This is a genomic window from Mesorhizobium sp. W067 (assembly GCF_054719525.1).
This window is the reverse complement of sequence record NZ_JBTTII010000001.1, coordinates 742,380-763,087: the sequence shown is the minus strand read 5'-3', so window position 1 is coordinate 763,087 and position 20,708 is coordinate 742,380. Positions and strand designations below refer to the sequence as shown.

The following is a 20,708-nucleotide window of genomic DNA, read 5'->3' as shown; positions in this document are numbered from 1 at the left end:
GTCAGGACGTACCGACCCCCTCTGTCGCCTTCGGCGACATCTCCCCCTCGAGGGGGGAGATTACGCGCCCAAAAACTCGTTCGTAAAATACCCCCCGAAATCCGGCTTCTCCTTCAGAACCTTGCCATCGCCATCGAGCAATATGCCGGCCCTGAAGAGGTAGGTTCCGATCGCCTCGATCTTGGCCCTGGCGATGGTGCCGATGACGCCGTCCTGGCTGCGCAAGAAGTGTCCGTCGACCATCATTTTCAGCGAAGCGTGGATCAGCGCCGGGTCGGTCAGCGCATCCCTGTTGGAAGCGATCAGCAGATCGCCGGCTTCCTGCGGGTGATCGCAGGCAAATTGGTAGCCGCGCCGCGTTGCCTCGACGAAGGCCGATGCGGCCTTCGGGTTTGCCTGGAGATATGCATTGCTGGAGGCGATCAAGGTGGTGTGCTCGTCGGGCACGCCGTAGTCGGCGTAGCGGAAGCCGCGCTGCCTGACGCCTTTCAGCTCCGCATCGACGCCTTCCCAGGTCGAGACCTCCAGCGTGAAGTCGACCGAGCCGTTGGCCAGCGCCTCATAGGCCGAGGTGCCTAATGTCACCGTCTCGAAAACGCCCTTGCCGCCATCGTGGCGGATGATGGTCGAGATCAGCGTGTTTTCCCAGGCGCTGCCGAAGCCGCCATAGGTCAGACCGTCGAGATTCCTGGGACTCTTGATCTCGCCGCGATCCGCGTTGAAGACCAACCGGCCGGTCTCCTGCTGGACCACGGCGTAGACCGCCTTAAGATCGGCGCCGGCAGCCCGCTGGGTAAACAGGCCGACGCCGGCAATGCCGAAATCGGCGATGCGGTTGGCGACCAGCGTGCCGGCGCCAGTATCGCCATAGGGCAGGATCTCAACATCGAGCCCGGCCTCGTTGTAGAATCCTTTGTCGCGGGCAACGAACAGGCCGACATGGTTGGTGTTGACCGTCCAGTCGAGCGCGACGGTGATTTTTTGCGCAGCCGCATGAGCGCGAGAGGCAAGCGGCAGTCCGGCAGCCAGCGTCAGCAGCAAAGCCTGCCGGCGTGTGAATTCGGTCATGAAAAACTCCTTTGAGCGGTCTGCGGAAACAAGCCCCGGTCAGTCCCGGGATTGAGCAGCGTGTCGAGGATGTCGGCTTCGAGCGCGGCGGCATGGCGCGCGGCATCGCTGCCGGTGGTGCGCGGGCGCGGCAGCGGCACGGCAATCTCGCCGATGATGCGGGCCGGCCGCGCCGACCTCAGATAGATTCGATCGGAGAGGTAGACGGCTTCGCGCACGTCATGGGTGATCAGCAGCGCCGTCCAGCGTTGGCGCTGCCACATGCCTTCCAGCCAGCGCTGCATACCCGCGCGGGTCAGTGCATCCAGCGCGCCAAAGGGCTCGTCGAGCAGCAGCATGTCGCGCTGCTGCACCACGGTGCGCAAAAGGGCGGCGCGCTGGCGCATGCCGCCGGAAAGCTCGGCCGGCCAGGCGCGCTCGAAACCGGCAAGGCCGAACTCAGCGAACAACGGCGCGACGCGTTCGCGCGCCGCCTTGCGGCCAAGACCCTGCACTTCCAGCCCCAGCGTCACATTGTCGATGACGCGCCGCCACGGCATCAGCGCGTCGCGCTGCGGCATGAAGGCGAAGGGGCTGCCCTGCAATGGCGCGCCGTCGAAGCGCATGTCGCCCTCGCCTTTCAGCGCGCCGGTCAGCAACTGGAACAGCGTCGACTTGCCGGCGCCGGAAGGGCCGAGGATGGAGACGAACTCGCCGGCCGCGACATGAAGCGAAATGCCGGCGAGCACCTCAAGCGCGCCGAAGTTCTTCCTGATGTCCCGGAGTTCGAGCCGCGTCATTGACGGTTCTCTTCTGCAGCTTCAACCTTGCCGTCGCGGCTTTCGCTCCCTGCATTCTCCCAAGGCATGGCGAAGCGCTGGACGAGCACCGCAATGGCGAACAAGACAAGCGTGAGCGCGGCGCTGACGGCGACCGCGGCGAGCACCAGATCGGGCCGAAAGTTGTTCTTGGCATTGAGCATGTAGATGCCCAGCCCCTTCGCCGCCCCCGCATATTCGGCGAAGATCGCGCCGACGACGGCGTAGGTGATGGAGATGCGCAGCCCGGCGAAGAAATAGGGCAGCGCCGAAGGCAGGCGCGCCAGCCAGAAGATGCGCCAGCGCCCTGCCCCCATGGTGGCGAGCATCTGCGAAATCGCCTTGCTGGTCGCGGCAAAACCCTCGACCAGCGCCACCATCATCGGGAAGAAGGTAACGAGCGCCACAAGCAAGATTTTTGGCATCAGCCCGAAGCCGAACCACAGTACGATGAGCGGCGCAATCGCGACCAGCGGCAAGGTCTGGCTGACAATCAGCAGCGGAAACAGCGCGCGGCGCAGCGGGGCCAAGAAATCGACCAGCGCCGAAAGCACGAAGGCAGCGACCAACGAGCAGGCGAAGCCGGCTGATGTGGCGCGGATGGTGGGCAGCGTGTTGTCGGCAAGGGCAGCGCGATGCTCCCAGGCCTGCTGCAGCACGCGCGACGGCGCCGGCAGCATGGTGGGCGCAGCGCCACCATAGCGGGCGTAGAGCTCCCACGCCGCGAGGAGCAGGGCGGAGGCGCAGGCGGCGGGGATGGTCTTGGCGATGGCTGCGGCTAATCTCCCCCCTCGAGGGGGAGATGTCGCCGAAGGCGACAGAGGGGGTCGTCTCGCATAGAGCGCCCACGCCTTGCCGATGCGAAAAGGACGTCGGCGCTCCACGCGCTGGGACCCCCTCTGGCCTGCCGGCCATCTCCTGCTCGAGGGGGGAGATTCGTGGGCATCGCGGTCTTCGCCAATCGCCAATGGCTCCCCTCCTCTCTGTGCTGAGGGGTCAGAGGCATCTCCTCCACGCAATGGGTCAGATAAACCAGCCACGGCAATATCCTCAAGGAACGACGCTTGAGCCGCGGCTCAGACGGCGCTCGGGCTGTTCGCCGAGATCGTGATGTCGAGGGTGACGTGGCCGGCGCCGGGGCCGAAGCGGCAGAAGGCCTCGTTGAGCGTGGCAAACACCGCACCGGCATCGCCACGCAATTTGGTGCAGAAGTTCTTTGAGCGCTCAAAGACGCCGGACTGTTTCAGGAAATCGATGCAGCCGTAGATCTCGTCCATATGGTCGCCCGTGCCCATAACGTAGAGCGAGAACTGCGCCGCCACCGGCTGGCCGGTCGACGGCGTGGCCTGGACAGCGCGGATCGCGGCGATCTTGCGCTCGTCCAGCGGAATGGCGGGGCCGCCGGTCTCGTCGGAGCGGCAGATCGGATCGTCGGGCTCGCCCGGACAGCCGCGCGAGACCGCCGCCGAAAGCACGCAGTGCTTGCCGCTTTTGGCCGCCGCGACGAACAGGTCGCGCATGGCGGGAAACAGCACCTCGGGCGGCCCGACCATAAGGCTCGAGATGTCATCGGTTTCGATCCGCAGCCGGTCGCGCCAGGGATCGAGCGCGCCGAACGCGCCGAGGATGACGCCGACGAAATCGTCGGTCATGGGATAAAGGGAAATCTGTGCGCCTGAAAACATCGCCCGCCTCGCTCCGCTGGTATTATCCAGATCAGCTTTAGGGTCCGAAGGCTTGCCGCCCTCATCTCAGCCCCGACGATACGGAGCACCCCTGTGGATGGGCGGGTTAAAGCACCGTTCGCGGCATTGGGGAAGCCGTTTGTTGAGGCACTGCGGGAAAGTGTTTTGGGCCAGACGTGCCGGGCGCCCGGGCGTTAACAGACGACTCGTCAGTTCGTTGCGTTATAACGTTTCCACGAACTTCTTATAACTGCGTTGAAATTCAAGTTGATAAACGTAATTATAAGAAAACGGCAGAGACTCCGCGCAGCCCTTACGGTTTCTGGATTTCCTTATCCGCGACCCCATCCGGACTGTGCTCCTGCATCGCTCGGGCTTGCCTGTGCTGGTCCCCTCGCCCCAGCGCTACGCCATCCACAAGCTGATCGTCGCCTCGCGACGCGGGCCGAGCGCTGGCGCCAAGCGGGAGAAGGATCTCCATCAAGCGCGCCTGCTGACCCAAGCGCTCGAAGCCACGCGTCGCCAGGACGACCTTGCCTTCGCCTTCATGGAAGCGTGGGACAAGGGCGAAAACTGGCGCGAGACGATCCGGGGCGGCTTGAACCTGTTCGACGCCGCCACGAGGGAAAACAGTCACACCATCCTGGGGAAATCCCTCCGCGAAATTGGTGCGACTCCTGAAGGATTCACGATGCGGGATTAGCTGAAGCGACCGCTGCTATATTCATTTCCATCGTCCCAACCGTACGAAATTGGCTTGACGCTTATTCGTACATAAAGTACGATATCTCTTTTCGCAGAGAGGAATGTCCTTGAGCACAGCGAACCATGTTGCCTTCGCCGATCTCTCTCGGCCTTTGCTGTCACCCCCGTCGTTGCCGCCGCCTTTGTTGCCGCCGCCTTTATTGCCGCCCCCTTTGTTGCCCTTGTCATTCGATCAGTGCGAACGCCTCGCCGGGGCTTGGCGAATGGCCAGCCAAGACATCGCCGACGACATCCGCTTCGTCCGCCAATATCTGAAAGTCGTTGCCGAGAAGGACGAGAGGCTGTCGACCGGCACCCTTGTTCACAGCCGCGCCTATGTCGAGGCCTGCGCCGGCTGGCTGCCACAGACTGTAACGCGCTATCTGCGCCACCTGCGCCAGATCACCGAATGCGAACTGGCCATGACAGCTGCCGGCATTCGCTTTGCGCTGTCGAGTTATGCCTGGGAGGCATGAGGGCGCCTGTCGCCAAACACAAGGAATTGCGCTGCCCGTCGCAGGCGCAATTCGTCAGGTTGAGAGGCTCGGGCGCGCCTGAACGGCGGGCGCCAAGGATGGCCCCGGCCAGCGAATTCCGGCCTTGCTTTATTTCGACTGGCCTTATTTCTGGCCTTATTTCGATTTGGCTTTGCCGGACTTTGCAGCGGCAGGCTTCGCCGCCTTTGGCTTGGCGGCTGCCTTGGCGGGCTTGGCGTCAGCTTTCTTCGCCGCCTTTTTGGGCTTGGCGACCGCGCCATCGACTTCAGCCGTGGCCTGCTCCCAGTGTTCCTGATGCGCGCCTTCAGGCCGGCCGGCCTTTTCCCAGATCTCGTGCGCGCGCTGGCGAATGCGGTCCTGTTTGTCGTCCGTCACTTAAGCCTCCGTGGTTGGGTCCGGTCGGTTGGTCCAGATTCCACGAAAACATTAGCCGAAAATTCGACCGGCGTCTTGAGTGACGAGACATCTCAGCGCGGGTCGGAAATCACCGCAACGCCGAGCAGCGCCGCTTTCTTGACGATCAGCCCGGCGAGGTCGGCATCCGAACGATCGGTGCCGGTGCGCTCCCGCAGGAGCGCGATCGCTTCCTTCATCGATAACAGCGCCGTGTTGCGCTCGGCCAGCAACTTGTCGCAACACGCCGCAACATTGGCGGAGTTCGGGGTCTCGACATGCGGCAACATGGCAATTCTCCTTTCATCATGTTCGTCATTCGGCCCTGCCGCCCTTTTGGGAAGAACGACAGGGCCGTATCACCGATGAATGGTTAGGTTGTCGAGCGTTACTCGACCACCTCGACAATCCTGCGCGTGCTGGGGTCGACCAACACGGTATGGTTGTCGACGACGGCGTATCTGTACTGAACGTCGGGAACCTCCTGCAGCTCGACAGTGTCAGGCAAGGCAGTGCCGACATTCAATTCGACGCCGAGCAGATTGACCGAGGCAAGCGGATGTTTCTTTACGTATTGGTGCACGACCGTGCGCTGTTCCGGGGTGATGATCACCTGCTGCTGTGCCGGCTGCGTGACGATGACCTCGTCGGCGGCGGCAATGCCGATACCAGCGATCATGGCGAGCCCGGCGACGGCGGGAATAAGGATGGTTTTCATCTTCGTCTCCTGTCGTTGTTGGCGAGCTCCGCCGTGTTCCCGCATGAGGCGAAAACAGCGCAGATCGAGGTGGCGGGCTCCTGGAGGCAAACGCAGCCGGTACGGTCTTGTTCCGCAAGCGGAGACTAAATTGATCGGCTTCCGGTCATGCCAGCAGAACCCGCACCCGCAAGATTCGCATTGAAGCACAATCCCTCAGGAGACCTTCGACATGGACGATGCACGGCTCCAATTCCGGTGGCGATCGCGGCCGGCGCCGGCATTGATCCGGTGACCGCGTCGTGCCCGGCCAAGACCGGAACCGACCGCCTTCGTGCCACGCCGTGAAGTTTCAAGCAAAGGTCATTGCTTCGGCGGCTGCGCAGGCACCTCGCCAGGCTTGATCACCGGCGTCTTGCCCTGATCCGGCGGCGGCTGCGTCATACCCTGGTCACCACTGGGCGGCGGCTGCAGCACGCCGCCGCAGGGACCGAGCGTGCTGGACGATTCGCCACCGCCATTGGCGGCCGGCGGCTTCTGACCATCGTCCTGAGGCTGCGCCTGGCAAGGCGCGGCAGGGCCGTGCTGGTCGCTATTGTCCTGCGCGGCCGCCGGGTCGACCAGCGCCAAGAGCAGCACGCATGGGATGAGGGGGAAAGTCTTCATGGTCCAGCTCCTCTGGATTCATCACCTTGGCAAAGCAGACTAGTCCTTGGCAAAGCAGACTGGCTGCAATTGGTTCCACTGAAGCTGGAGTGGTTGCTGGAACCTGGCAGCCGGAAGTGAGTTCCACCTTCTCGACGCTAAGCCGCCCAGAGGAGGCAATCATGGAACGAAACAGAAAACCCAATGACGAGGTCGAGGCGCCACCGAGCAAAAACGATGCCCGCGACAGGATCGCCAATGATGAAGTGGAAGCGCCGACGCCGGGTCGGCAGGATTGGGATGCGCTGCGTGGCGCAACGGTCCTGCCCGACGGAGCAGATGAGGAAAGCCTGCCGGACACCACCGGTGTCGAGAAGGAAGGCGAACTGCCCGAGGAGGATGACGACAACCCCTACCAAGACAGTGACGATGCCTTGCCCGACGACGCCGAGGAAGCCGCCATTGGTCACGACCTGGCGAGGCGCGGCGGCCCGTTCGACGACGTGTAAGGCAGCGACCGCGGACTTTCGAGAGGTTTCCCGGGACGTCCACGCCGTCACCAGTTGGACCAAGTATGAGCTGAAGGCGATGCCGGAGCATCGCGATATTTCGAAGGATCCGGCTGGCCGGATCCTTCGTTTAAGGCGCCTTGGCGGTTTGGCTTAGCCCTTGTGGTCAAGGGCTGGACGGCGACAATCTCGGCACCTTCGACAGCCGAGAAGCAGCCGAGAAGCACGAACGCGAAGCCCAATATTTCAAGCGCCGTCGAGGCCGCTCGCCTGAAATCTTCAAAGTGCGCAAGAAATCCCCGCCGCGGGCGGTGCAGACACGCTCCGGCATCGCGGCGCTGCGAACCGGGCCATCGACCGCCGGCACTTGAGTGCCGACGGGCTCTGACCTTCAATTCGACCCGGGATCGCCGAGCGCCTCGGTGACGAAGGACGCCGCGATCAGGTCGTCGGCGTCGAGGCGTAGGGAGCCTTCGACACCTCCCATGATGGCTGCGACCTTCTGGAAGGTCTGCATCTCGTGTTCAGTAACGCTGGCGTCTCGCATCCTGGCTTTCAGATCGGCGATGCGTCGGCCCAGTGAGGCCGACGTTCCGATTTCTCTTTTCGACATGGTGGCCTGCTCCTCCCCCAACCCATGCTGTGGACGTACTCAAGTCTGCCTATATATAAGGCAGCGCGAATACAGTCGCCGCAACGCGCGATATCTGGGAAGGTTCCGGCGCCAAATAGTCACGAAATAATACGTGGTGGGACTCGGGTATGTTAAGCGCCGACGCGGCGATAGACACCGCAGCCAGCGGCTGCGGCCATCGGCTTGGCCAACCCGTGTCGGGGTCGCGAACGCGGGTCGGACTTTGATCGCCGCGCGCGAACAGTCAGCGAGAGGCCGGAACCACGCCGGACACCGAGCGCGCCGTTTCGGGCGAAAACACCACGAAAGCAAAAACCAGAACGGCAGCGGCGATAATGAGCGAGCCGCCGGCGACAATCGGTTCAAGCGCCGGGTTTCCCTGCAGCATCACATACAGCGCCGGCAGCATGATCACCAAGCCGAGAGTGTAGAGCCCGTAGTGGATCATGGCGATGCGACGCGCCGCCTTTTGCGGATTGAGCGCGTAGTAGCCGCCGAAGATGGCGCTCGTCACCCAACCGAGCAGATTGATATGCGCGTGCGCCGGAAAAGCGGCGTGGTCACCCGAGATCGCCATCTGCAGGCCGGCCGCAATCCCCAACATCAGGAACAAGATGGCAGTTTTGAAAAAGAGTTCTGAAACCCTCGGCATGTCATTTCTCCCCCTATGCGGTCTGCGACCGCTTGCGACCTGGAGAATACACCCACGCGCAGAACTTTTCCACGCCCCGGTTATGGGGCCATGCCTGCACAGCTTTTTGCACGCTGTTCGACTTTTCTGGCTGCCACAACCCGGCGCCGCCGCGCTACGGCGTCAGCAAGATGTCGGCGCCCGCTCGCTCGTCGAACACCACCGCGCAGCCGCGCCCCAGCGCCACTGCCGACAGCGCGTTGGCCACCGTCTCGTCCGGCGATACGAAATCACCGGTCAGCACTCGCAACTCCTCCACCGCCCTGGCCATTGACACGCAGTGCCCGGCAACGCGATCGCTCGTGCAGGCGTCAACGACGCTGACGAGGTCGATCATCTCGAACTGGCCCATACCGGCCTCCACAAAAACAGCGTCCCGTCGCGGATATGAACGCTGAGGCGAGAGACAATGTTCCGCAGGTCCGATGCCCAGGCGGAGCACTCGACGGCCCGACCTGGAACGGACCGGCCGGCGGCAACCGCTTCGATTGACAATAGGCCCTGTTTGTTCTCTATTTGTTCGGCAAAAACGCCTATCACAACAGACGCGGCTAATGCTGCAACGCCGCAAAGGGAACGGTCGGGATGGAGCCCACCATCCTGCATGCGGATCTCGACGCCTTCTACGCCTCGGTCGAGCAGCTGCTCGACCCGGCGCTCAGGGGCAAGCCGATCGCCGTCGGCGGCGGCGTCGTGCTTGCCGCCTCCTACGAAGCCAGGGTTTTCGGCGTGCGCGGCGGCATGCCCGGACGACGCGCGCGCGAGCTTTGCCCCGGACTGATTTTCGTCGGCGGCCATTTCGCCGACTATCAGCGGCTGGGCGACGCCGCCATCAAGGTGCTCGACGATTTCACGCCGCTGGTCGAGCGGATTTCCATCGATGAAGCCTTTGCCGACGTCGCCGGCTGCACGCATCTGTTCGGGCCGCCGGCCGAGATTGCCGCCACGGTGCGTCGGCGCGTCCGGGCAGAGCTCGGCCTGCCGATCTCGATCGGCGTGGCGCGCACCAAGCATCTGGCCAAGATCGCCTCGCAGGTGGCCAAGCCCGACGGGCTGGTGGTGGTCGATCCGGACACCGAACTTGCCTTCCTGCATGATCTGCCGGTCGGGCTGATGTGGGGCGTCGGCCCGGCGACCAGAGCGCGGCTGGCCGAGATCGGCATCGAGACCATCGGCCAGTTGGCAAAGACGCATGGTGGGGCGCTGCGAAGATTGCTCGGGCCCGCCGCCGGCGAAAAGCTGGCGTCGCTGGCATGGAACCGCGACCCGCGAAAGCTCGAAACCCACAGGCGGTCGCATTCCGCCGGCGCGCAGTCGGCGCTTGGCAGACGGCCGGCCGAGGCGCGTATCTTCGGACCCGTCCTGCTGCATCTGGCAGACCGGGTCGCCAGCCGGCTCAGGGCGAAATCACGGCCCGGGCGCACGGTGACGGTGCGCGTGCGTTTCGCCGATCTGCGCGCGGTCACACGCTCGCTGACGCTCGATCAGCCGATTTCGGCAACCGCGATGCTGGCCGAAATCGCCGAGGAGCTGGTGCGCGGCGTGCTGGCCGCCAACCCTCGAGAGAAGACCATCTCGCTGCTGGCGATTTCGGTGTCGCAGCTGGAAGAAAGTGCCGAGCTGCAGCTGGAGTTGCCGCTCGGGCTTGCCGATGAAAAGCAGCGGCCCGGCAGCAGGCAAGGCCTGGCGCGCTTTGGCGCCGACCGCGCCATCGACAAGATCCGCCAGCGCTTTGGCAGAGAGGCTGTCGGCTATGGCGCCGTGGCGCTGGAAGCCCGGCGCTCGGTTCCCGATGCCTTCCGCGAACTGGCGGAGAAGGAACTGTGAGTGCGGCGCGACGGCAAGGCCAATGTTTAGGCTGGGCCATTCCGCGCTGCATTGCCGCTCTGTTTGACCAGGCCGACCAACCAGGCCAGACCCGCCGCCGTTTCGGACGTTTTCCGCACCGCAACCCGGCCGCGCCATGCACGCCCAAGAACAACGATTTCTCGATGAAGGTGGATTTGCGATTAACGCATCGGCGCCAAGAAAACCCGGGACGGGACGACGGCGCCGCGAAGGTTGACAGTGCCGATCCGTCTGGCATTATCGCGTAAGCTTGGAGGATTCACTATGAAGAAAACCTATTCGAAGCCTGTTCTGGTCAAAAAAGGCAAGCTTTCGCAGGTTACGGCGCTCGCCAATGGAGCGGGTTCCGGCCCGATCGAGTGAAGTCGTTGAGTCGGACTGTCGCCTGATCTGGCGGCCTCGCCTGACACTGGAGATGCGGCATGAAGAAGACCTATTCGAAGCCGGTGCTGGTCAAGAAGGGCAAGCTCTCGCAGGTTACAGCCGACAATGGTAACGGCTCCGGGCCGGTCGCAGTCTAGCAGCCGATTATCCGACGCCTCGTGCCGTCTGGCCGGGAACAGGGCTTTGGGTGCCCGACGTGGAGAGTGGAAAATGAGGAAGACCTATTCGAAGCCGGTGCTGGTCAAGAAGGGCAAGCTCTCGCAGATCACCGCGAACGGCGCTTCTGCTCCTATTCCGGGCTAAACTCGTTCCCCCGGTAGATCGAGATCCTCCTGACAGAGTCGGGCGGCTTGATCGTTTCCAGAGCATGATCTCCCGCAGGCGGCGGGACCGTTCAGCGCGCAACCACCAGATCGTCGAGCACGAGCTGCCAATAGTGGCTCGTGGAGAGGCGCACGCGCGTCACCGCCGCCAACATCGGCGCATAGTGGACGGGCGCCAGTGCCGACAGGACGATCGTGTCGCTGGCGATCAGCCGGTCGCCAAGCCAGCTCTCGACCAGTGCGGTTTCGCCTTCGGACTTCAACCATGCCGCCGTCAGCATCACGGAATGGAACCCGAACGGTTTGTCGCTCGAGAATTCGGCCGGGTGTCCGCTGCTCGTATAGCAGACATGGTCTCCCGAGATATTGCCGTTGACGTAGCCTTCGCTGCCTTCGGTATGATCGCGCGCCAGTGCGTTCAGGTTGAACCAGGTCAACCCGGCATAACCGGACGGCACCTTGCGCAGGCCGCGCGTCGTGACATCGTCGAAACCGATGGCCTGCAAGGACGCGGCGCTGTCGACAGCCGCGTTCTCGGGCGACAGCAGGCCGAGCTCGGTCGGGTAGGCCGACAAGACCAGTCGTCGTTCCCTGCCATCGCCGGTGACTTCGATCGCGTCGGCGTCATCGGGCAGATCGAGACGGAAGCCAGCGCCAGCACTTAGCGGATGCACCGCCACCTCTTGCCCTTTCGCCATCACCGAGATGCTCGCCGAGACACCGTCCGCTACGCGGCCGCTGAGCCGGCGTATCGCAAACAGGCCGACCGGCTGCAGCATTGCTTCCGAGACCAGCCCGGTGGGCGAGCCCGGCAGCGGCCGGAGGTGCTGCGACTGGACCTCGTTGGCGCTGCTCGAGCGCCAGCCGGGCGGAACCGACACGGTGAAGCGGTAGCTGCCCGGCACATGGATGGGCGCGGCCCGACGTTTCGCCGACGCCAGGAAATTGGCAAAGCCGCCGCGATTGCTCCGCGCCGCGGCGACGAAGCGGCCGTCGCCATCATGCAGTCTGACCATGATGCCGGCCATCGGGCGGTCGCCGAGCCCGTAGCGGCCGTCGCGATCGGAATCGAAATAGACAAAGGTCGAATGATTGAGCTTGCCGTGGTTGCCCGACCAGTCCCGGCGCACGGCGTAGTCGTTGGCCGGATCTTCACGAAGCCGGGCCTTGCGACGAGACCGCGCCAGCCGCCAGGCGAGAGCCGCAACGACAGCCGCGAACCCGACAAGGAGTATTGCCTTGATCACGGACGGCTCAAGCAATGCTGTCGGCCCTGCTCATCTGGATCTCCTGCACATACATCGATCCATATATCGATGCTGCAGGCGCTTGAGCAACCGGACACGGGACCGGCGGACCACGGCATCGGCGTCACATACCCATTTCAGGCACCTATTCCGGCGATGGCACCGGCGGCTTGGTGGTCAGCGCGGCTCCGAAGGCGGCGACGACCACGGCGGCGATGCCCGCGCATTGCAACGGGCTCAGGATCTCGTGCAGGAACAGGAAGCCGGCCAGCGCGCCCAGCGCCGGCTCCAGGCAGGTCAGCGTGCCGTAGAGCCTGGCCGGCATCCGGGTCAGCGCCACCATCTCCAGCCAGAACGGCAAGGCGCTGGAGAACAGCCCGACCAGCAGCGCGCTGACCAGGATCGCCGGTGCGATCAGGCCGGTACCCGCCTCGGCGAGGCCGAACGGCAGGCCGACGGCAGCGGCAATGACCAGGCCGTAAGCCGTGGTCTGGCTGCCAAGCTCGGCGCCCGCCTTTTGTGCAAAGACGATGTAGAGCGCCCAGCAGCAGCCGGCGGCCAGCGCCAGCATCACGCCGATCGGGTCGAGTGCACTGCCGGAGTGGATGAAGGGCGACAACAGCAATATGCCGGCAACGGCCAGCACCACCCAGACGAAGTCGGTGGCGCGCCGCGACGACAGCGTCGCCACGAGCAGCGGGCCGGAGAATTCGAGCGCCACCGCGACGCCGAGCGGAATTCTGGCGAGCGCTGCATAAAACAGCAGGTTCAGCGCCGCGAGGTTGACGCCATAGGCGATGAGCCAGGGCAGCACGGCGCGCGACGGCCGCACCCGCCACGGCCTCAGCACCGCCGCCAGCATCAGCGCGCCCACGGCCAGCCGCAGCGCCGTGGTGCCATTGGCGCCGATCAGCGGAAACAGGCCCTTGGCGAAGGTGGCGCCGATCTGGATCGACACCATGGCGCCAAGCAACGCGCCGATCGGCAAGCCCTTCGCTTCAGCTGCGGCAATCGGCGTCGACGTCAATTCCAGTCCCTCCCCGCGCGACCAGCCGGCCGTAGCGCAGGCCGGAGATAGGGATAAAGGGCCTGGCTGTCGTGTGGCACGAGCGGGCTGTTGATAGGGCAAGGGTGGGAGGCGAACGCCGACGCATTTCCTCTCCCCCGTCGATCGGGGGAGAGGTGTCGAGCGAAGCTCGACGGAGTGGGGGTCGACCGTCCATCACATCCGCCTGATTGCCTGCTTGCAGGCGTTTCGCGCTCGCTTCCGTCGCTCCTGTTTTGCGGCGACCGTGGGTTTCATGAGCGCCTTCCCCCACTCCGTCGCCGCTTCGCGGCGCCACCTCTCCCCCTCCGGAGGGAGAGGAAAAGAGGCTAGCTCGCCAGCCCATACACCAGGCTCACCCGCCCATCCGACAGCTGGCCGACCTGGCGCAGTTCCAGTCCGTGCCGGGCGTGCACCGTGCCGAACAGCGCCTTGCCGTCGCCGGCGAGCAGCGGATAGACGATCAGCCGCATTTCATCGACCAGGCCGGCTTCGATCAGGCTGGCGGTGATGCGGGCGCCGCCCATGAGGTAGATGTTCTTGCCGGGCTCGCGCTTCAGCGCCGCGACGTCGTCGAGGCGGCGCAGGAAGCGCGTCGAGGCCCAGGCTGACGTCGTCATGGTGTTCGACAGCACATAGTGCGGGGTTTTCGCGGCAAAGCGCGCCCATTCGAGTTCGGCCGGGTCGACCAGCCTGCCGGTCATCGGCAATGGCTGGTCCGGCTCGTTCTGTTGGATCGCGCTCCAGTAGCGCTCATAACCGGCATACATGATGCCGCCGAGCAGGCAGGCGTCGATCTCAGGCATCAGGCCGTATTCCTCCGACCAGTTGTCGACCCAGTCGGCAAAGCCTTCGGGGCCTTCGATCTTGCCGTCGATGGAGATCTTCATTCCGGTGATCAATTTACGCATGACTTCCTCCTTCGGGCTTGCGGGATGCAAGCACGTTGCCTGGTTTCATTTCCGCTGGCGCGCCGCGGTGTCTGGCGAAGGCGCGTGTTTCGCCGGCCCTTGCGCCGGCATCCGATGCAAGGGATCGATGGTGCCCGGTTGGACCGGGCGATGCGTTAGGTCAGGTCAGGCCGGCAGGCGCCGGTCGTATTCCGCCACGATACGGCTAAAGCTGTCCCAGAACGGTTCGGGCTTCTCGGCCGCCACGCGGGCAACCAGGAGGTCGAGATGCACGTGCCAGCCGGCGGCATGCATCATCAGGCTCGAGCGGTCCGGCAGGCGGCGGTGGACCAGGGTGAGCAGGACGTCGTCGCCGCGCTGCGCCAATTCGAAGGTGACATTGCCGCTGCCGTTCCAGGTGATGGTGAGCTTGCGCGGCGGATCGCACTCGACGATCTGGTTGTGCATCCGCTGCTCGCCGCCACTGAAGCTGGCCGGCCTGTCGCCGGGCGGGTCGGTCAGTTCGTCATTGCGCCAGACCAGCTCGAAGGAAGAGCCTTCCTCCATCTCCATGTCGCCGGCCGCCAGCCATTTGCGGCGCAGATCGCTCTGCGTCAGATATTCCCAGACGCGCTCCCTGGTTCCGGGCAAAAGCCGTTCGACCCTCAACGTGGCCGGCTGGATCAGCTGGGCGTAGCCGTCGAAGCTGTTCATCTGGTTCATCGGTCGTCTCCCTTGGAAGGTGTTGGCCTGGGTGATTCCGGCTTCGATGGTTCTGGATTTGCCGGTGCCGGCGTTGACGGCGTTGTCGACGTTTTGCGCCCCGCCTCCTCGCGCAAAAGCTGTTCGAGGACATCGAGGCGGCTGTTCCAGAAACGCGCGTATTGGCCGAGCCACTGATAGGCGGTGGCCAGCGGGCGGGCCTCGAGGCGGCAGACATGGGTGCGCCCGCGCACTTCGCGCCGGATCAGCCCGGCATGCTCCAGCGCCTTGATGTGCTTGGAGGCGGCGGCCAGCGACATGGCAAAGGGTTGAGCCAACTCGCTCACCGTACGCTCGCCGCCGGCGAGGTGGTTAAGCATGTTCCGGCGCGTGGCGTCGCCGAGGGCGTGAAAAATCTGGTCCATCTGGGGCGTCTCTAATTCAACCATGTAGTTGAATATAGAGGCGAGATTTTAGATAGTCAACTAGTTGGTTGAATATTTTTTGGGGAGAGGCGCTGGCCCCCTACCTTCCCCTTGTGGGGAGGTCGGACCGTAGGTCCGGGCGGGGGTACTAGCGCTGCCGTAGGGGATGTGGATTTCCTCTTCCCTCACGAAAGTCTGGGAGAGGAACCCAAGACGGCGGAGGTCCGCGCAGACCCCCACCCCGATCCGCTTTGCGGATCGACCCTCCCCACAAGGGGGAGGGTAAAGTGCCCTCACCCCGCCATGGCCAGCGGCACCGCGCTCTTGTTGGGGATCTGGATGTCGATCTCCAGCGTCGACATGGTCTCGCCGCGGTCCATCGAAACTTGCAGATAATCCTGGTCGATCTGCACATGCTTGGCGATCACCGCCATGATCTCCTCGCGCAGGATGGAGACGAGATCGGGCTGGCTGCGGTTGCGGCGCTCATAGGCGAGAAGCACTTGCAGCCGTTCGCGCGCCACCGGCGCGCTGGTGCGCCGCTTGAAGATGTCGAGCAGGTTCATGCCGCCCTCCTTCCCAAAAGACGATCGAGGAAGCCCTTGCGTTCGAAGGGCACGATGACCGGCAGCTGTTCGCCCTCGAGGCGCTTGGCCGCGTCGATGTAAGCCTTGGCAGCGGCGTTCAGCGGCTCCGACAGCGTCACCGGCGAACCGAGGTTGGAGGCGCGCAGCACATCCTGGCTCTCGGGGATAATGCCGAGCAGCGGCACCGACAGGATCTCCAGCACATCGTCGATCGACAGCATTTCGCCCCGCGCGGCGCGTCCCGCATCATAGCGCGTGACCAGCACATGCTTGGCGATCTGCTCGCCCTCCTCGGCCCGCAAGGTGCGGGAATCGAGCAGGCCGATGATGCGGTCGGAATCGCGCACCGACGACACTTCCGGATTGGTGACGATGACCGCCTCGTCGGCAAAGCGCATGGCGAGCTGCGCGCCGCGCTCGATGCCGGCCGGGCTGTCGCAGAAGACGTAGTCGAACACCGAGCGCAGCTTGCCGATGACCTCGGCGACGCCCTCCTCGGTCAGCGCATCCTTGTCGCGCGTCTGCGAGGCCGGCAGCAGGAACAGCGTCTCGACCCGCTTGTCGCGGATCAGCGCCTGCGACAGCTTTGCCGAGCCCTGGATGACGTTGACGAGGTCGAACACCACGCGGCGTTCGGCGCCCATGATCAAATCGAGGTTGCGCAGGCCGACATCGAAATCCACCAGCGCCACCTTCTTGCCGGTCTTGGCGACCGCCGCCCCCAGAGCCGCGGTAGAGGTCGTCTTGCCGACGCCCCCCTTGCCCGAGGTGACCACCACTACCTTGCCCATCAATAAAGCCTCCGTTGTTGTTCGTTATGTCGTTGTCGGGCGAGACGCATTAGCTGAAAGGGGCGATGCGCAGCATGCCGTTTTCGAGAAATGCCTGCACAGGCTTGCCCCGGACTGACGGGTCCATCTCCTCGGCCGTGCAATACCAGCCATCGACCGAGAGAAGTTCGGCTTCGTTCCTGCGGCAGAAGACACGCGCCGCCGTGTTCCCTTGAGCGCCTGCCGAAGCGCGGCCGCGCAGCGTGCCATAGACATGGATGGAACCGGTGGCGACGATCTCGGAGCCGGAGGCGACCGAACCCAGCACGATGACATCGCCATGCGGATGGAAGATCAGCTGCCCCGAACGGATCGGCGAGCGGATCATCAACGTGCCGGCGTCCGGCGCGGCAATTTTGACGTCTTGAGGCTGCGTCTTGGCACCGCCCGCCGGTTTCAACTCGCCCGCCTTCAAATCGCCGGCCTCTGCCTTGATGTCACCGGCCGCCTTCATGTCGCCCACCGCAGTGGCGTCCTCCGCCCTGCCCGCCTTGCGGCTCGGCTGCAGCAGCAGCCCGTCGGTGGTCGCCTCCTTGGCGCCGACCAGCACCGGCGGCAGATGCGCGCCAAGCTCAGTGCCGCCGTCGAGCTCGATGGCGTAGATGCGAATGCCGCGCTGGCCGAGCAGATCGACCAGCGCTTCGATGGCCACGACATCGGGCTTCAGCACGTTCAGGTCGAGCACCACCGGGCGCCCGGCAAAATAGCCCGGCGAATTGCCGACCCAGCGATCGAGGCTCTCCAGCCAAACATCCAAAGGCGCATCTGGCGTCAGCGTGAAAGCGACGAAGGAGCGGGCGCGAAAGCGAATGGACTTGGCCTCGAGGGGAGCGGCAAAGGTCACGGCGGGCGATTCCTTACTGAGAGGTAAACGCTAGCCGTGGTATGGTTAATGAAAGGTTAATGAACTGAATAACCGCATGGCAGATCGGACGCCAATTGGCGACACAGACCGCGACATTCACGAAACTAAGCGCGATTGCTAAGGAACAACGCTGGCGTTGCAAGGGCTATCTAAAGTATCACCACTGGGTGAAATCTGGGGCTTGGCGAGATGAAGTTCTTTCGTGTGGCGTTGGCGGCAATCACCGCCGCGGCAATCTACCTGCCGTCCGCGGCAAGCGCCGGCGAGATCGCTTGCGCAACCACCTACGCCGGCCGGCGAATCACCCTCGTTGTCCCCAACGCTGCCGGCGGCGGCTATGATACCTATGCCCGTGCATTTGCGCCGGCCCTTGCCAGCACGACCGAGCTCGATGTCAGGGTCGTGAATATGCCCGCGGCAGGCGGATTTGCGGCGCTAAAGCGTGTAACCAATGCGCCGTCCGACGAACTGGTCCTTATGATTGAAAGCGTCTCCGACATAATTTCGCAAGGTGACATTCCGGCTGGCGTCGACAACTGGATCAATCGGCTAAATCCGATAGGACTGATTCACATCGATCCCGAAGCGTGGATCGTTCGGAACGATGTCGATTTGCAAAGCGCCAAACATCTGGTCGCGTCGGTTTCATCGTTTGAAGCCGGCATCCTGCCGATAGTGCTCACCGCGCACCTCCTCGATATCAAGGTCGACGTGGTCTCAGGCTATGAAGGCAGCGGCGCACTCATGTCGGCGCTCCTGCGTGGCGAAGGCGATATGACATCCAATTCATTGACGACAGGCTTGCGCTCGACCGCCGCAGGCGAGGCCAAAGTCGGTCTGGTTCTCACGGAGGGACCTGACCCGAACGCGCCAGGCGTGGCTTTCCTGGCGGGCGAAGGAGGGTTGGTGTGGCAGCGCAGCCAAGGCCTTTCCAAGGAGAAGCAGGAAGAGCGATTGCGGTTGGCCATCGCCGTCGCGAAAGCTTCGGCGACAGCGCGGGGATTTTTTGCCCCTGCCGACATGGAGCAGAAATCGCTAGGTTGTCTTCGTGACGCCGTCTCCGCCGCGGTTAAGAGCGATGGGTTCAAGGTGGCGCTTGAAGCTCAGAAACGTCCAATCGAACCGCGCGGCGCCGACCAGACCGTCATCGTGATCAACGATATGCTCAGTGCCTTCCACGAGGCGGAAGCGTATCTGAAAAAACACCCGGAACTCGAGCGGGATGCGCGAGCAACGCGCTGATGACCGGATATTGGGCTGCCCTCGGCACTGGACTGGGCAATGTATTCTCCTGGCCGAACATACTGATCCCGGTGCTTGGCACCTTGGTTGCCATGGCTACGTCCTTTCTTCCAGGGATTGGCGGCGCCAGCCTTGCAACCCTTCTGCTGGTCGCAACCGTGCATTGGGATCCGGTATCGGTGTTGTTGCTGTTTGGCGCCCTGACCGGCGGCGCGACCTTCATGGGATCTATAACGGCTATCCTCTTCAACATACCTGGCAATGCGCCAAGCGCGGCAACCCTGCTCGACGGCCATCCGATGTCCAGGGCCGGCCTGCCTCGCACCGCGATAGCCGCCGCGGCAACGGCCTCGGCCGTCGGATCGGTTTTTGGCGTCCTCGTCCTCATAGCGCTCATGCCGATCATTCGGCCGTTCATCCTGCAATTCGGACCGTTTGAATACGTGCTGCTGGGCGTATGGGGCCTGTCGACGATCATTGCGGTTCCAAGCGCGTCCCGTCTGAAAGCGCTGGCGATGGCGCTGCTGGGGCTTTTGGTCGGTCTTGTCGGAACTGATCCGACCTATGGCCAACCACGCTGGACGTTTGGGAGCATCGCTCTCTTCGACGGCGTCGACATGGTCGCGCTGCTGCTTGGCTTTTTCACCGTTTCTGAAATCATCTCGTGGCGAAAAAGATTGCAGCTTGAAAAAGCGGCTGGCCTGGAAAACGCGAACGACTCGATCTGGACCGGTATGCTTGCTGTCTTTCGTCATTGGGGACTAACAATGCGATCGTCGGCCATCGGCGTGTTGGTCGGCATCATTCCAGGTGTTGGAGGAACGGTCGCCAGCTTCGTTGCCTACGGGCAGGCGATCCAGACAACCCCCAAGGACCAGCGCTCAAGGTTCGGATCTGGTGACATCAGGGGCATCATTGCGCCGGAAGCGGCCGTCGATTCGAAGGACGGAGGCTCGCTTCTGCCGACCGTTGCCTTCGGCCTTCCCGGCAGCGAGGGCGGCTTGATCCTGCTGACAGTCCTGACGGTACACGGCATCGTTCCGGGCATACCGATGCTGACGACCGGCTTGCCCCTGACGTTCACGTTGATTACCGCGCTGCTGCTGTCGAACCTGCTGACGTCCGCAGTGGGATTGGCGTTGACACCATATTTTGCGCGCCTGACTGCTCTCAGGATCGACCGCATCGCGCTCCCGATCATTGTCGTCAGCTTCGTGACGATCGTGCAGCTAAACGGGCTGCTGATCGATCTGTACGTAGCCGTCGCTTTCGGGCTGGCCGGCTACATGCTGAAGCGCCTCGCCTGGCCGCAAATTCCTTTTGTCATATCATTCGTCCTGGGCGGCTTCATCGAGCGAAACCTGGCGCTCAGTGTGGAGTTGGCCCGTGTCGGCAGGCTGAACCCTCTACAACGGCCGGCGTCGTTGACGATCATGGTCATAATCGCGCTTTCCCTCGCATGGATCGTGCGCGGTGGTGTTTTGCCGCCGCGACGTGTCAAGCCAAAGCGTGCCGATGCCGCAGTCGCATGGCTGTTGACCGGTGGATGCGCTGTGATGGCAGCGATATCGCTCCAAGGGCAGCCAGGCTATTCGATCTTCGCGCAGGCCGTGGCCTGGTGTTGTCTGTTTGCGATGCTCGCGGTCGCCCTTGTGCAAACGATCTCGCTTGTTGGCCACGCGAAACAGGGAGGCGAACGGACCCATACGATCCCGGAAAGCCATCGTGTGCCGTTGATGATGATGCTCCTGTTGCCGGCCGCTGTCTGGCTGGCGGGCCTCCCGGCGGCGCTATCCCTGTTTACCCTGATATGGATTGCAGCCGGTCAGAAGCTGACCTTGAAGTCGGCGACACTGGCATCTTGCACCTCGGTTGCGGTCGCAGTGGCGACCTGGTTTTATCTCGATCGGATAGCCGCTATCGACCTTCCCGCTTCTGCGATGTCGCACTTATTCTAGTG

General features: G+C 63.6%; 29 protein-coding genes, 1 pseudogene and 1 riboswitch. Of the genes and pseudogenes, 11 read left to right on the top strand and 19 right to left on the bottom strand.

What is annotated here, in order from left to right; translation table 11 throughout:
* Positions 1-60: 60 nt before the first annotated feature.
* From ACYG97_RS03730 to ACYG97_RS03715, 4 genes are all read right to left on the bottom strand, one after another.
* Positions 61-1,068 (bottom strand): ABC transporter substrate-binding protein, encoded by a 1,008-nt coding sequence (locus ACYG97_RS03730; RefSeq protein ID WP_023733951.1) that lies wholly within the window; start codon positions 1,066-1,068, stop codon positions 61-63.
* Positions 1,065-1,847, bottom strand: coding sequence for an ABC transporter ATP-binding protein (locus ACYG97_RS03725; protein ID WP_023733950.1), 783 nt, complete (start codon positions 1,845-1,847; stop codon positions 1,065-1,067). Before ACYG97_RS03725 ends, ACYG97_RS03730 begins: the two co-directional genes overlap by 4 nt.
* Positions 1,844-2,686 (bottom strand): ABC transporter permease, encoded by an 843-nt coding sequence (locus ACYG97_RS03720; RefSeq protein WP_023689011.1) that lies wholly within the window; start codon positions 2,684-2,686, stop codon positions 1,844-1,846. The genes ACYG97_RS03725 and ACYG97_RS03720 overlap by 4 nt, the downstream gene beginning before the upstream one ends.
* 255 nt (positions 2,687-2,941) lie before the next feature.
* On the bottom strand, positions 2,942-3,550 hold the full coding sequence (locus ACYG97_RS03715; protein ID WP_023733949.1) for a YkoF family thiamine/hydroxymethylpyrimidine-binding protein: 609 nt from the start codon (positions 3,548-3,550) through the stop codon (positions 2,942-2,944).
* A riboswitch (TPP riboswitch) is annotated at positions 3,541-3,653 on the bottom strand. It overlaps the preceding gene by 10 nt.
* A 210-nt stretch (positions 3,654-3,863) precedes the next feature.
* On the opposite strand from ACYG97_RS03715, the pseudogene ACYG97_RS03710 reads away from it, so the two are divergent.
* Both ACYG97_RS03710 and ACYG97_RS03705 read left to right on the top strand, forming a co-directional pair.
* Positions 3,864-4,253, top strand: a pseudogene (locus ACYG97_RS03710) (GSU2403 family nucleotidyltransferase fold protein); the annotation flags it as partial.
* 265 nt (positions 4,254-4,518) lie between these two features.
* Positions 4,519-4,770: a hypothetical protein gene (locus tag ACYG97_RS03705; RefSeq protein WP_023733948.1), complete on the top strand. Its 252-nt coding sequence runs from the start codon at positions 4,519-4,521 to the stop codon at positions 4,768-4,770.
* Positions 4,771-4,926: 156 nt separating this feature from the next.
* Here the strand turns inward: ACYG97_RS03705 and ACYG97_RS03700 are convergent, their stop codons facing one another.
* From ACYG97_RS03700 to ACYG97_RS03685, 4 genes are all read right to left on the bottom strand, one after another.
* Entirely contained in the window at positions 4,927-5,166 is a 240-nt protein-coding gene (locus ACYG97_RS03700; RefSeq protein WP_023684825.1) for a DUF2934 domain-containing protein, read from the bottom strand.
* 92 nt (positions 5,167-5,258) lie between these two features.
* Positions 5,259-5,474 (bottom strand): hypothetical protein, encoded by a 216-nt coding sequence (locus ACYG97_RS03695; protein ID WP_023670360.1) that lies wholly within the window; start codon positions 5,472-5,474, stop codon positions 5,259-5,261.
* Positions 5,475-5,572: 98 nt separating this feature from the next.
* Positions 5,573-5,902 carry a DUF1236 domain-containing protein gene (locus tag ACYG97_RS03690; RefSeq protein ID WP_023670359.1) on the bottom strand — a complete coding sequence of 110 codons (330 nt, stop codon included), beginning with the start codon at positions 5,900-5,902 and terminating at the stop codon, positions 5,573-5,575.
* Between the two features lie 342 nt (positions 5,903-6,244).
* Positions 6,245-6,547 (bottom strand): hypothetical protein, encoded by a 303-nt coding sequence (locus ACYG97_RS03685; RefSeq protein ID WP_023689013.1) that lies wholly within the window; start codon positions 6,545-6,547, stop codon positions 6,245-6,247.
* A gap of 161 nt (positions 6,548-6,708) precedes the next feature.
* On the opposite strand from ACYG97_RS03685, the gene ACYG97_RS03680 reads away from it, so the two are divergent.
* The gene (locus tag ACYG97_RS03680; protein ID WP_023689014.1) at positions 6,709-7,035 is read left to right on the top strand and encodes a hypothetical protein; all 327 of its coding nucleotides are present in this window, start codon (positions 6,709-6,711) and stop codon (positions 7,033-7,035) included.
* Positions 7,036-7,175: 140 nt separating this feature from the next.
* Positions 7,176-7,406 carry a hypothetical protein gene (locus tag ACYG97_RS03675; protein ID WP_023702926.1) on the top strand — a complete coding sequence of 77 codons (231 nt, stop codon included), beginning with the start codon at positions 7,176-7,178 and terminating at the stop codon, positions 7,404-7,406.
* Between the two features lie 20 nt (positions 7,407-7,426).
* On the opposite strand, the gene ACYG97_RS03670 is transcribed toward ACYG97_RS03675, so the two are convergent.
* From ACYG97_RS03670 to ACYG97_RS03660, 3 genes are all read right to left on the bottom strand, one after another.
* Positions 7,427-7,648 carry a hypothetical protein gene (locus ACYG97_RS03670; RefSeq protein WP_023693867.1) on the bottom strand — a complete coding sequence of 74 codons (222 nt, stop codon included), beginning with the start codon at positions 7,646-7,648 and terminating at the stop codon, positions 7,427-7,429.
* Between the two features lie 265 nt (positions 7,649-7,913).
* Positions 7,914-8,321 (bottom strand): heme-copper oxidase family protein, encoded by a 408-nt coding sequence (locus ACYG97_RS03665; protein ID WP_023733947.1) that lies wholly within the window; start codon positions 8,319-8,321, stop codon positions 7,914-7,916.
* Between the two features lie 154 nt (positions 8,322-8,475).
* The gene (locus ACYG97_RS03660; RefSeq protein WP_023689015.1) at positions 8,476-8,712 is read right to left on the bottom strand and encodes a hypothetical protein; all 237 of its coding nucleotides are present in this window, start codon (positions 8,710-8,712) and stop codon (positions 8,476-8,478) included.
* Between the two features lie 233 nt (positions 8,713-8,945).
* On the opposite strand from ACYG97_RS03660, the gene dinB reads away from it, so the two are divergent.
* The 5 genes from dinB to ACYG97_RS03635 all read left to right on the top strand — a co-directional run bounded on the left by dinB (position 8,946) and on the right by ACYG97_RS03635 (position 10,895).
* Entirely contained in the window at positions 8,946-10,187 is a 1,242-nt protein-coding gene (dinB, locus tag ACYG97_RS03655) for a DNA polymerase IV (protein WP_023733946.1), read from the top strand.
* Positions 10,184-10,456 (top strand): hypothetical protein, encoded by a 273-nt coding sequence (locus tag ACYG97_RS03650; RefSeq protein WP_156937199.1) that lies wholly within the window; start codon positions 10,184-10,186, stop codon positions 10,454-10,456. The genes dinB and ACYG97_RS03650 overlap by 4 nt, the downstream gene beginning before the upstream one ends.
* A gap of 16 nt (positions 10,457-10,472) precedes the next feature.
* A complete protein-coding gene (locus ACYG97_RS03645; RefSeq protein ID WP_023670351.1) occupies positions 10,473-10,571 on the top strand; it encodes a hypothetical protein in 99 nt (32 codons plus the stop codon).
* A gap of 59 nt (positions 10,572-10,630) precedes the next feature.
* Positions 10,631-10,729 carry a hypothetical protein gene (locus ACYG97_RS03640; RefSeq protein WP_023684816.1) on the top strand — a complete coding sequence of 33 codons (99 nt, stop codon included), beginning with the start codon at positions 10,631-10,633 and terminating at the stop codon, positions 10,727-10,729.
* Positions 10,730-10,802: 73 nt separating this feature from the next.
* Positions 10,803-10,895 carry a hypothetical protein gene (locus tag ACYG97_RS03635; RefSeq protein ID WP_023689018.1) on the top strand — a complete coding sequence of 31 codons (93 nt, stop codon included), beginning with the start codon at positions 10,803-10,805 and terminating at the stop codon, positions 10,893-10,895.
* Between the two features lie 91 nt (positions 10,896-10,986).
* On the opposite strand, the gene ACYG97_RS03630 is transcribed toward ACYG97_RS03635, so the two are convergent.
* The 8 genes from ACYG97_RS03630 to minC form a co-directional block, all read right to left on the bottom strand.
* Positions 10,987-12,162 carry a hypothetical protein gene (locus ACYG97_RS03630; protein ID WP_023689019.1) on the bottom strand — a complete coding sequence of 392 codons (1,176 nt, stop codon included), beginning with the start codon at positions 12,160-12,162 and terminating at the stop codon, positions 10,987-10,989.
* Between the two features lie 145 nt (positions 12,163-12,307).
* Complete coding sequence (locus ACYG97_RS03625) at positions 12,308-13,189, bottom strand: EamA family transporter (RefSeq protein WP_023689020.1); 882 nt, start codon at positions 13,187-13,189, stop codon at positions 12,308-12,310.
* A gap of 347 nt (positions 13,190-13,536) precedes the next feature.
* Positions 13,537-14,118 (bottom strand): dihydrofolate reductase family protein, encoded by a 582-nt coding sequence (locus ACYG97_RS03620; RefSeq protein ID WP_031262241.1) that lies wholly within the window; start codon positions 14,116-14,118, stop codon positions 13,537-13,539.
* A gap of 165 nt (positions 14,119-14,283) precedes the next feature.
* A complete protein-coding gene (locus tag ACYG97_RS03615; RefSeq protein WP_023695516.1) occupies positions 14,284-14,820 on the bottom strand; it encodes an SRPBCC family protein in 537 nt (178 codons plus the stop codon).
* Positions 14,817-15,248: an ArsR/SmtB family transcription factor gene (locus ACYG97_RS03610; protein ID WP_023733944.1), complete on the bottom strand. Its 432-nt coding sequence runs from the start codon at positions 15,246-15,248 to the stop codon at positions 14,817-14,819. Before ACYG97_RS03610 ends, ACYG97_RS03615 begins: the two co-directional genes overlap by 4 nt.
* A gap of 269 nt (positions 15,249-15,517) precedes the next feature.
* Entirely contained in the window at positions 15,518-15,790 is a 273-nt protein-coding gene (gene minE / locus ACYG97_RS03605) for a cell division topological specificity factor MinE (RefSeq protein ID WP_023684809.1), read from the bottom strand.
* Positions 15,787-16,602, bottom strand: coding sequence for a septum site-determining protein MinD (minD, locus tag ACYG97_RS03600; protein ID WP_023670342.1), 816 nt, complete (start codon positions 16,600-16,602; stop codon positions 15,787-15,789). The genes minE and minD overlap by 4 nt, the downstream gene beginning before the upstream one ends.
* Positions 16,603-16,651: 49 nt before the next feature.
* Positions 16,652-17,485, bottom strand: a complete 834-nt coding sequence (minC, locus tag ACYG97_RS03595; protein WP_023733942.1) for a septum site-determining protein MinC — start codon at positions 17,483-17,485, stop codon at positions 16,652-16,654.
* A 210-nt stretch (positions 17,486-17,695) separates the two neighbouring features.
* On the opposite strand from minC, the gene ACYG97_RS03590 reads away from it, so the two are divergent.
* Both ACYG97_RS03590 and ACYG97_RS03585 read left to right on the top strand, forming a co-directional pair.
* Positions 17,696-18,748, top strand: coding sequence for a Bug family tripartite tricarboxylate transporter substrate binding protein (locus ACYG97_RS03590; protein ID WP_023733941.1), 1,053 nt, complete (start codon positions 17,696-17,698; stop codon positions 18,746-18,748).
* Positions 18,748-20,706 (top strand): tripartite tricarboxylate transporter permease, encoded by a 1,959-nt coding sequence (locus ACYG97_RS03585; protein WP_023733940.1) that lies wholly within the window; start codon positions 18,748-18,750, stop codon positions 20,704-20,706. The genes ACYG97_RS03590 and ACYG97_RS03585 overlap by 1 nt, the downstream gene beginning before the upstream one ends.
* Positions 20,707-20,708 lie beyond the last annotated feature (2 nt).

Coding starts and splice junctions, on each gene's coding strand:
- dinB (WP_023733946.1), top strand. CDS start 8,946: ATGGAGCCCACCATCCTGCATGCGGATCTCGACGCCTTCTACGCCTCG.
- ACYG97_RS03715 (WP_023733949.1), bottom strand. CDS start 3,550: ATGTTTTCAGGCGCACAGATTTCCCTTTATCCCATGACCGACGATTTC.
- ACYG97_RS03665 (WP_023733947.1), bottom strand. CDS start 8,321: ATGCCGAGGGTTTCAGAACTCTTTTTCAAAACTGCCATCTTGTTCCTG.
- ACYG97_RS03640 (WP_023684816.1), top strand. CDS start 10,631: ATGAAGAAGACCTATTCGAAGCCGGTGCTGGTCAAGAAGGGCAAGCTC.
- ACYG97_RS03685 (WP_023689013.1), bottom strand. CDS start 6,547: ATGAAGACTTTCCCCCTCATCCCATGCGTGCTGCTCTTGGCGCTGGTC.
- ACYG97_RS03725 (WP_023733950.1), bottom strand. CDS start 1,847: ATGACGCGGCTCGAACTCCGGGACATCAGGAAGAACTTCGGCGCGCTT.
- ACYG97_RS03705 (WP_023733948.1), top strand. CDS start 4,519: ATGGCCAGCCAAGACATCGCCGACGACATCCGCTTCGTCCGCCAATAT.
- minE (WP_023684809.1), bottom strand. CDS start 15,790: ATGAACCTGCTCGACATCTTCAAGCGGCGCACCAGCGCGCCGGTGGCG.
- ACYG97_RS03610 (WP_023733944.1), bottom strand. CDS start 15,248: ATGGTTGAATTAGAGACGCCCCAGATGGACCAGATTTTTCACGCCCTC.
- minD (WP_023670342.1), bottom strand. CDS start 16,602: ATGGGCAAGGTAGTGGTGGTCACCTCGGGCAAGGGGGGCGTCGGCAAG.
- ACYG97_RS03645 (WP_023670351.1), top strand. CDS start 10,473: ATGAAGAAAACCTATTCGAAGCCTGTTCTGGTCAAAAAAGGCAAGCTT.
- ACYG97_RS03680 (WP_023689014.1), top strand. CDS start 6,709: ATGGAACGAAACAGAAAACCCAATGACGAGGTCGAGGCGCCACCGAGC.
- ACYG97_RS03620 (WP_031262241.1), bottom strand. CDS start 14,118: ATGCGTAAATTGATCACCGGAATGAAGATCTCCATCGACGGCAAGATC.
- ACYG97_RS03690 (WP_023670359.1), bottom strand. CDS start 5,902: ATGAAAACCATCCTTATTCCCGCCGTCGCCGGGCTCGCCATGATCGCT.
- ACYG97_RS03590 (WP_023733941.1), top strand. CDS start 17,696: ATGAAGTTCTTTCGTGTGGCGTTGGCGGCAATCACCGCCGCGGCAATC.
- ACYG97_RS03695 (WP_023670360.1), bottom strand. CDS start 5,474: ATGTTGCCGCATGTCGAGACCCCGAACTCCGCCAATGTTGCGGCGTGT.
- ACYG97_RS03615 (WP_023695516.1), bottom strand. CDS start 14,820: ATGAACCAGATGAACAGCTTCGACGGCTACGCCCAGCTGATCCAGCCG.
- ACYG97_RS03660 (WP_023689015.1), bottom strand. CDS start 8,712: ATGGGCCAGTTCGAGATGATCGACCTCGTCAGCGTCGTTGACGCCTGC.
- ACYG97_RS03585 (WP_023733940.1), top strand. CDS start 18,748: ATGACCGGATATTGGGCTGCCCTCGGCACTGGACTGGGCAATGTATTC.
- ACYG97_RS03730 (WP_023733951.1), bottom strand. CDS start 1,068: ATGACCGAATTCACACGCCGGCAGGCTTTGCTGCTGACGCTGGCTGCC.
- ACYG97_RS03670 (WP_023693867.1), bottom strand. CDS start 7,648: ATGTCGAAAAGAGAAATCGGAACGTCGGCCTCACTGGGCCGACGCATC.
- ACYG97_RS03635 (WP_023689018.1), top strand. CDS start 10,803: ATGAGGAAGACCTATTCGAAGCCGGTGCTGGTCAAGAAGGGCAAGCTC.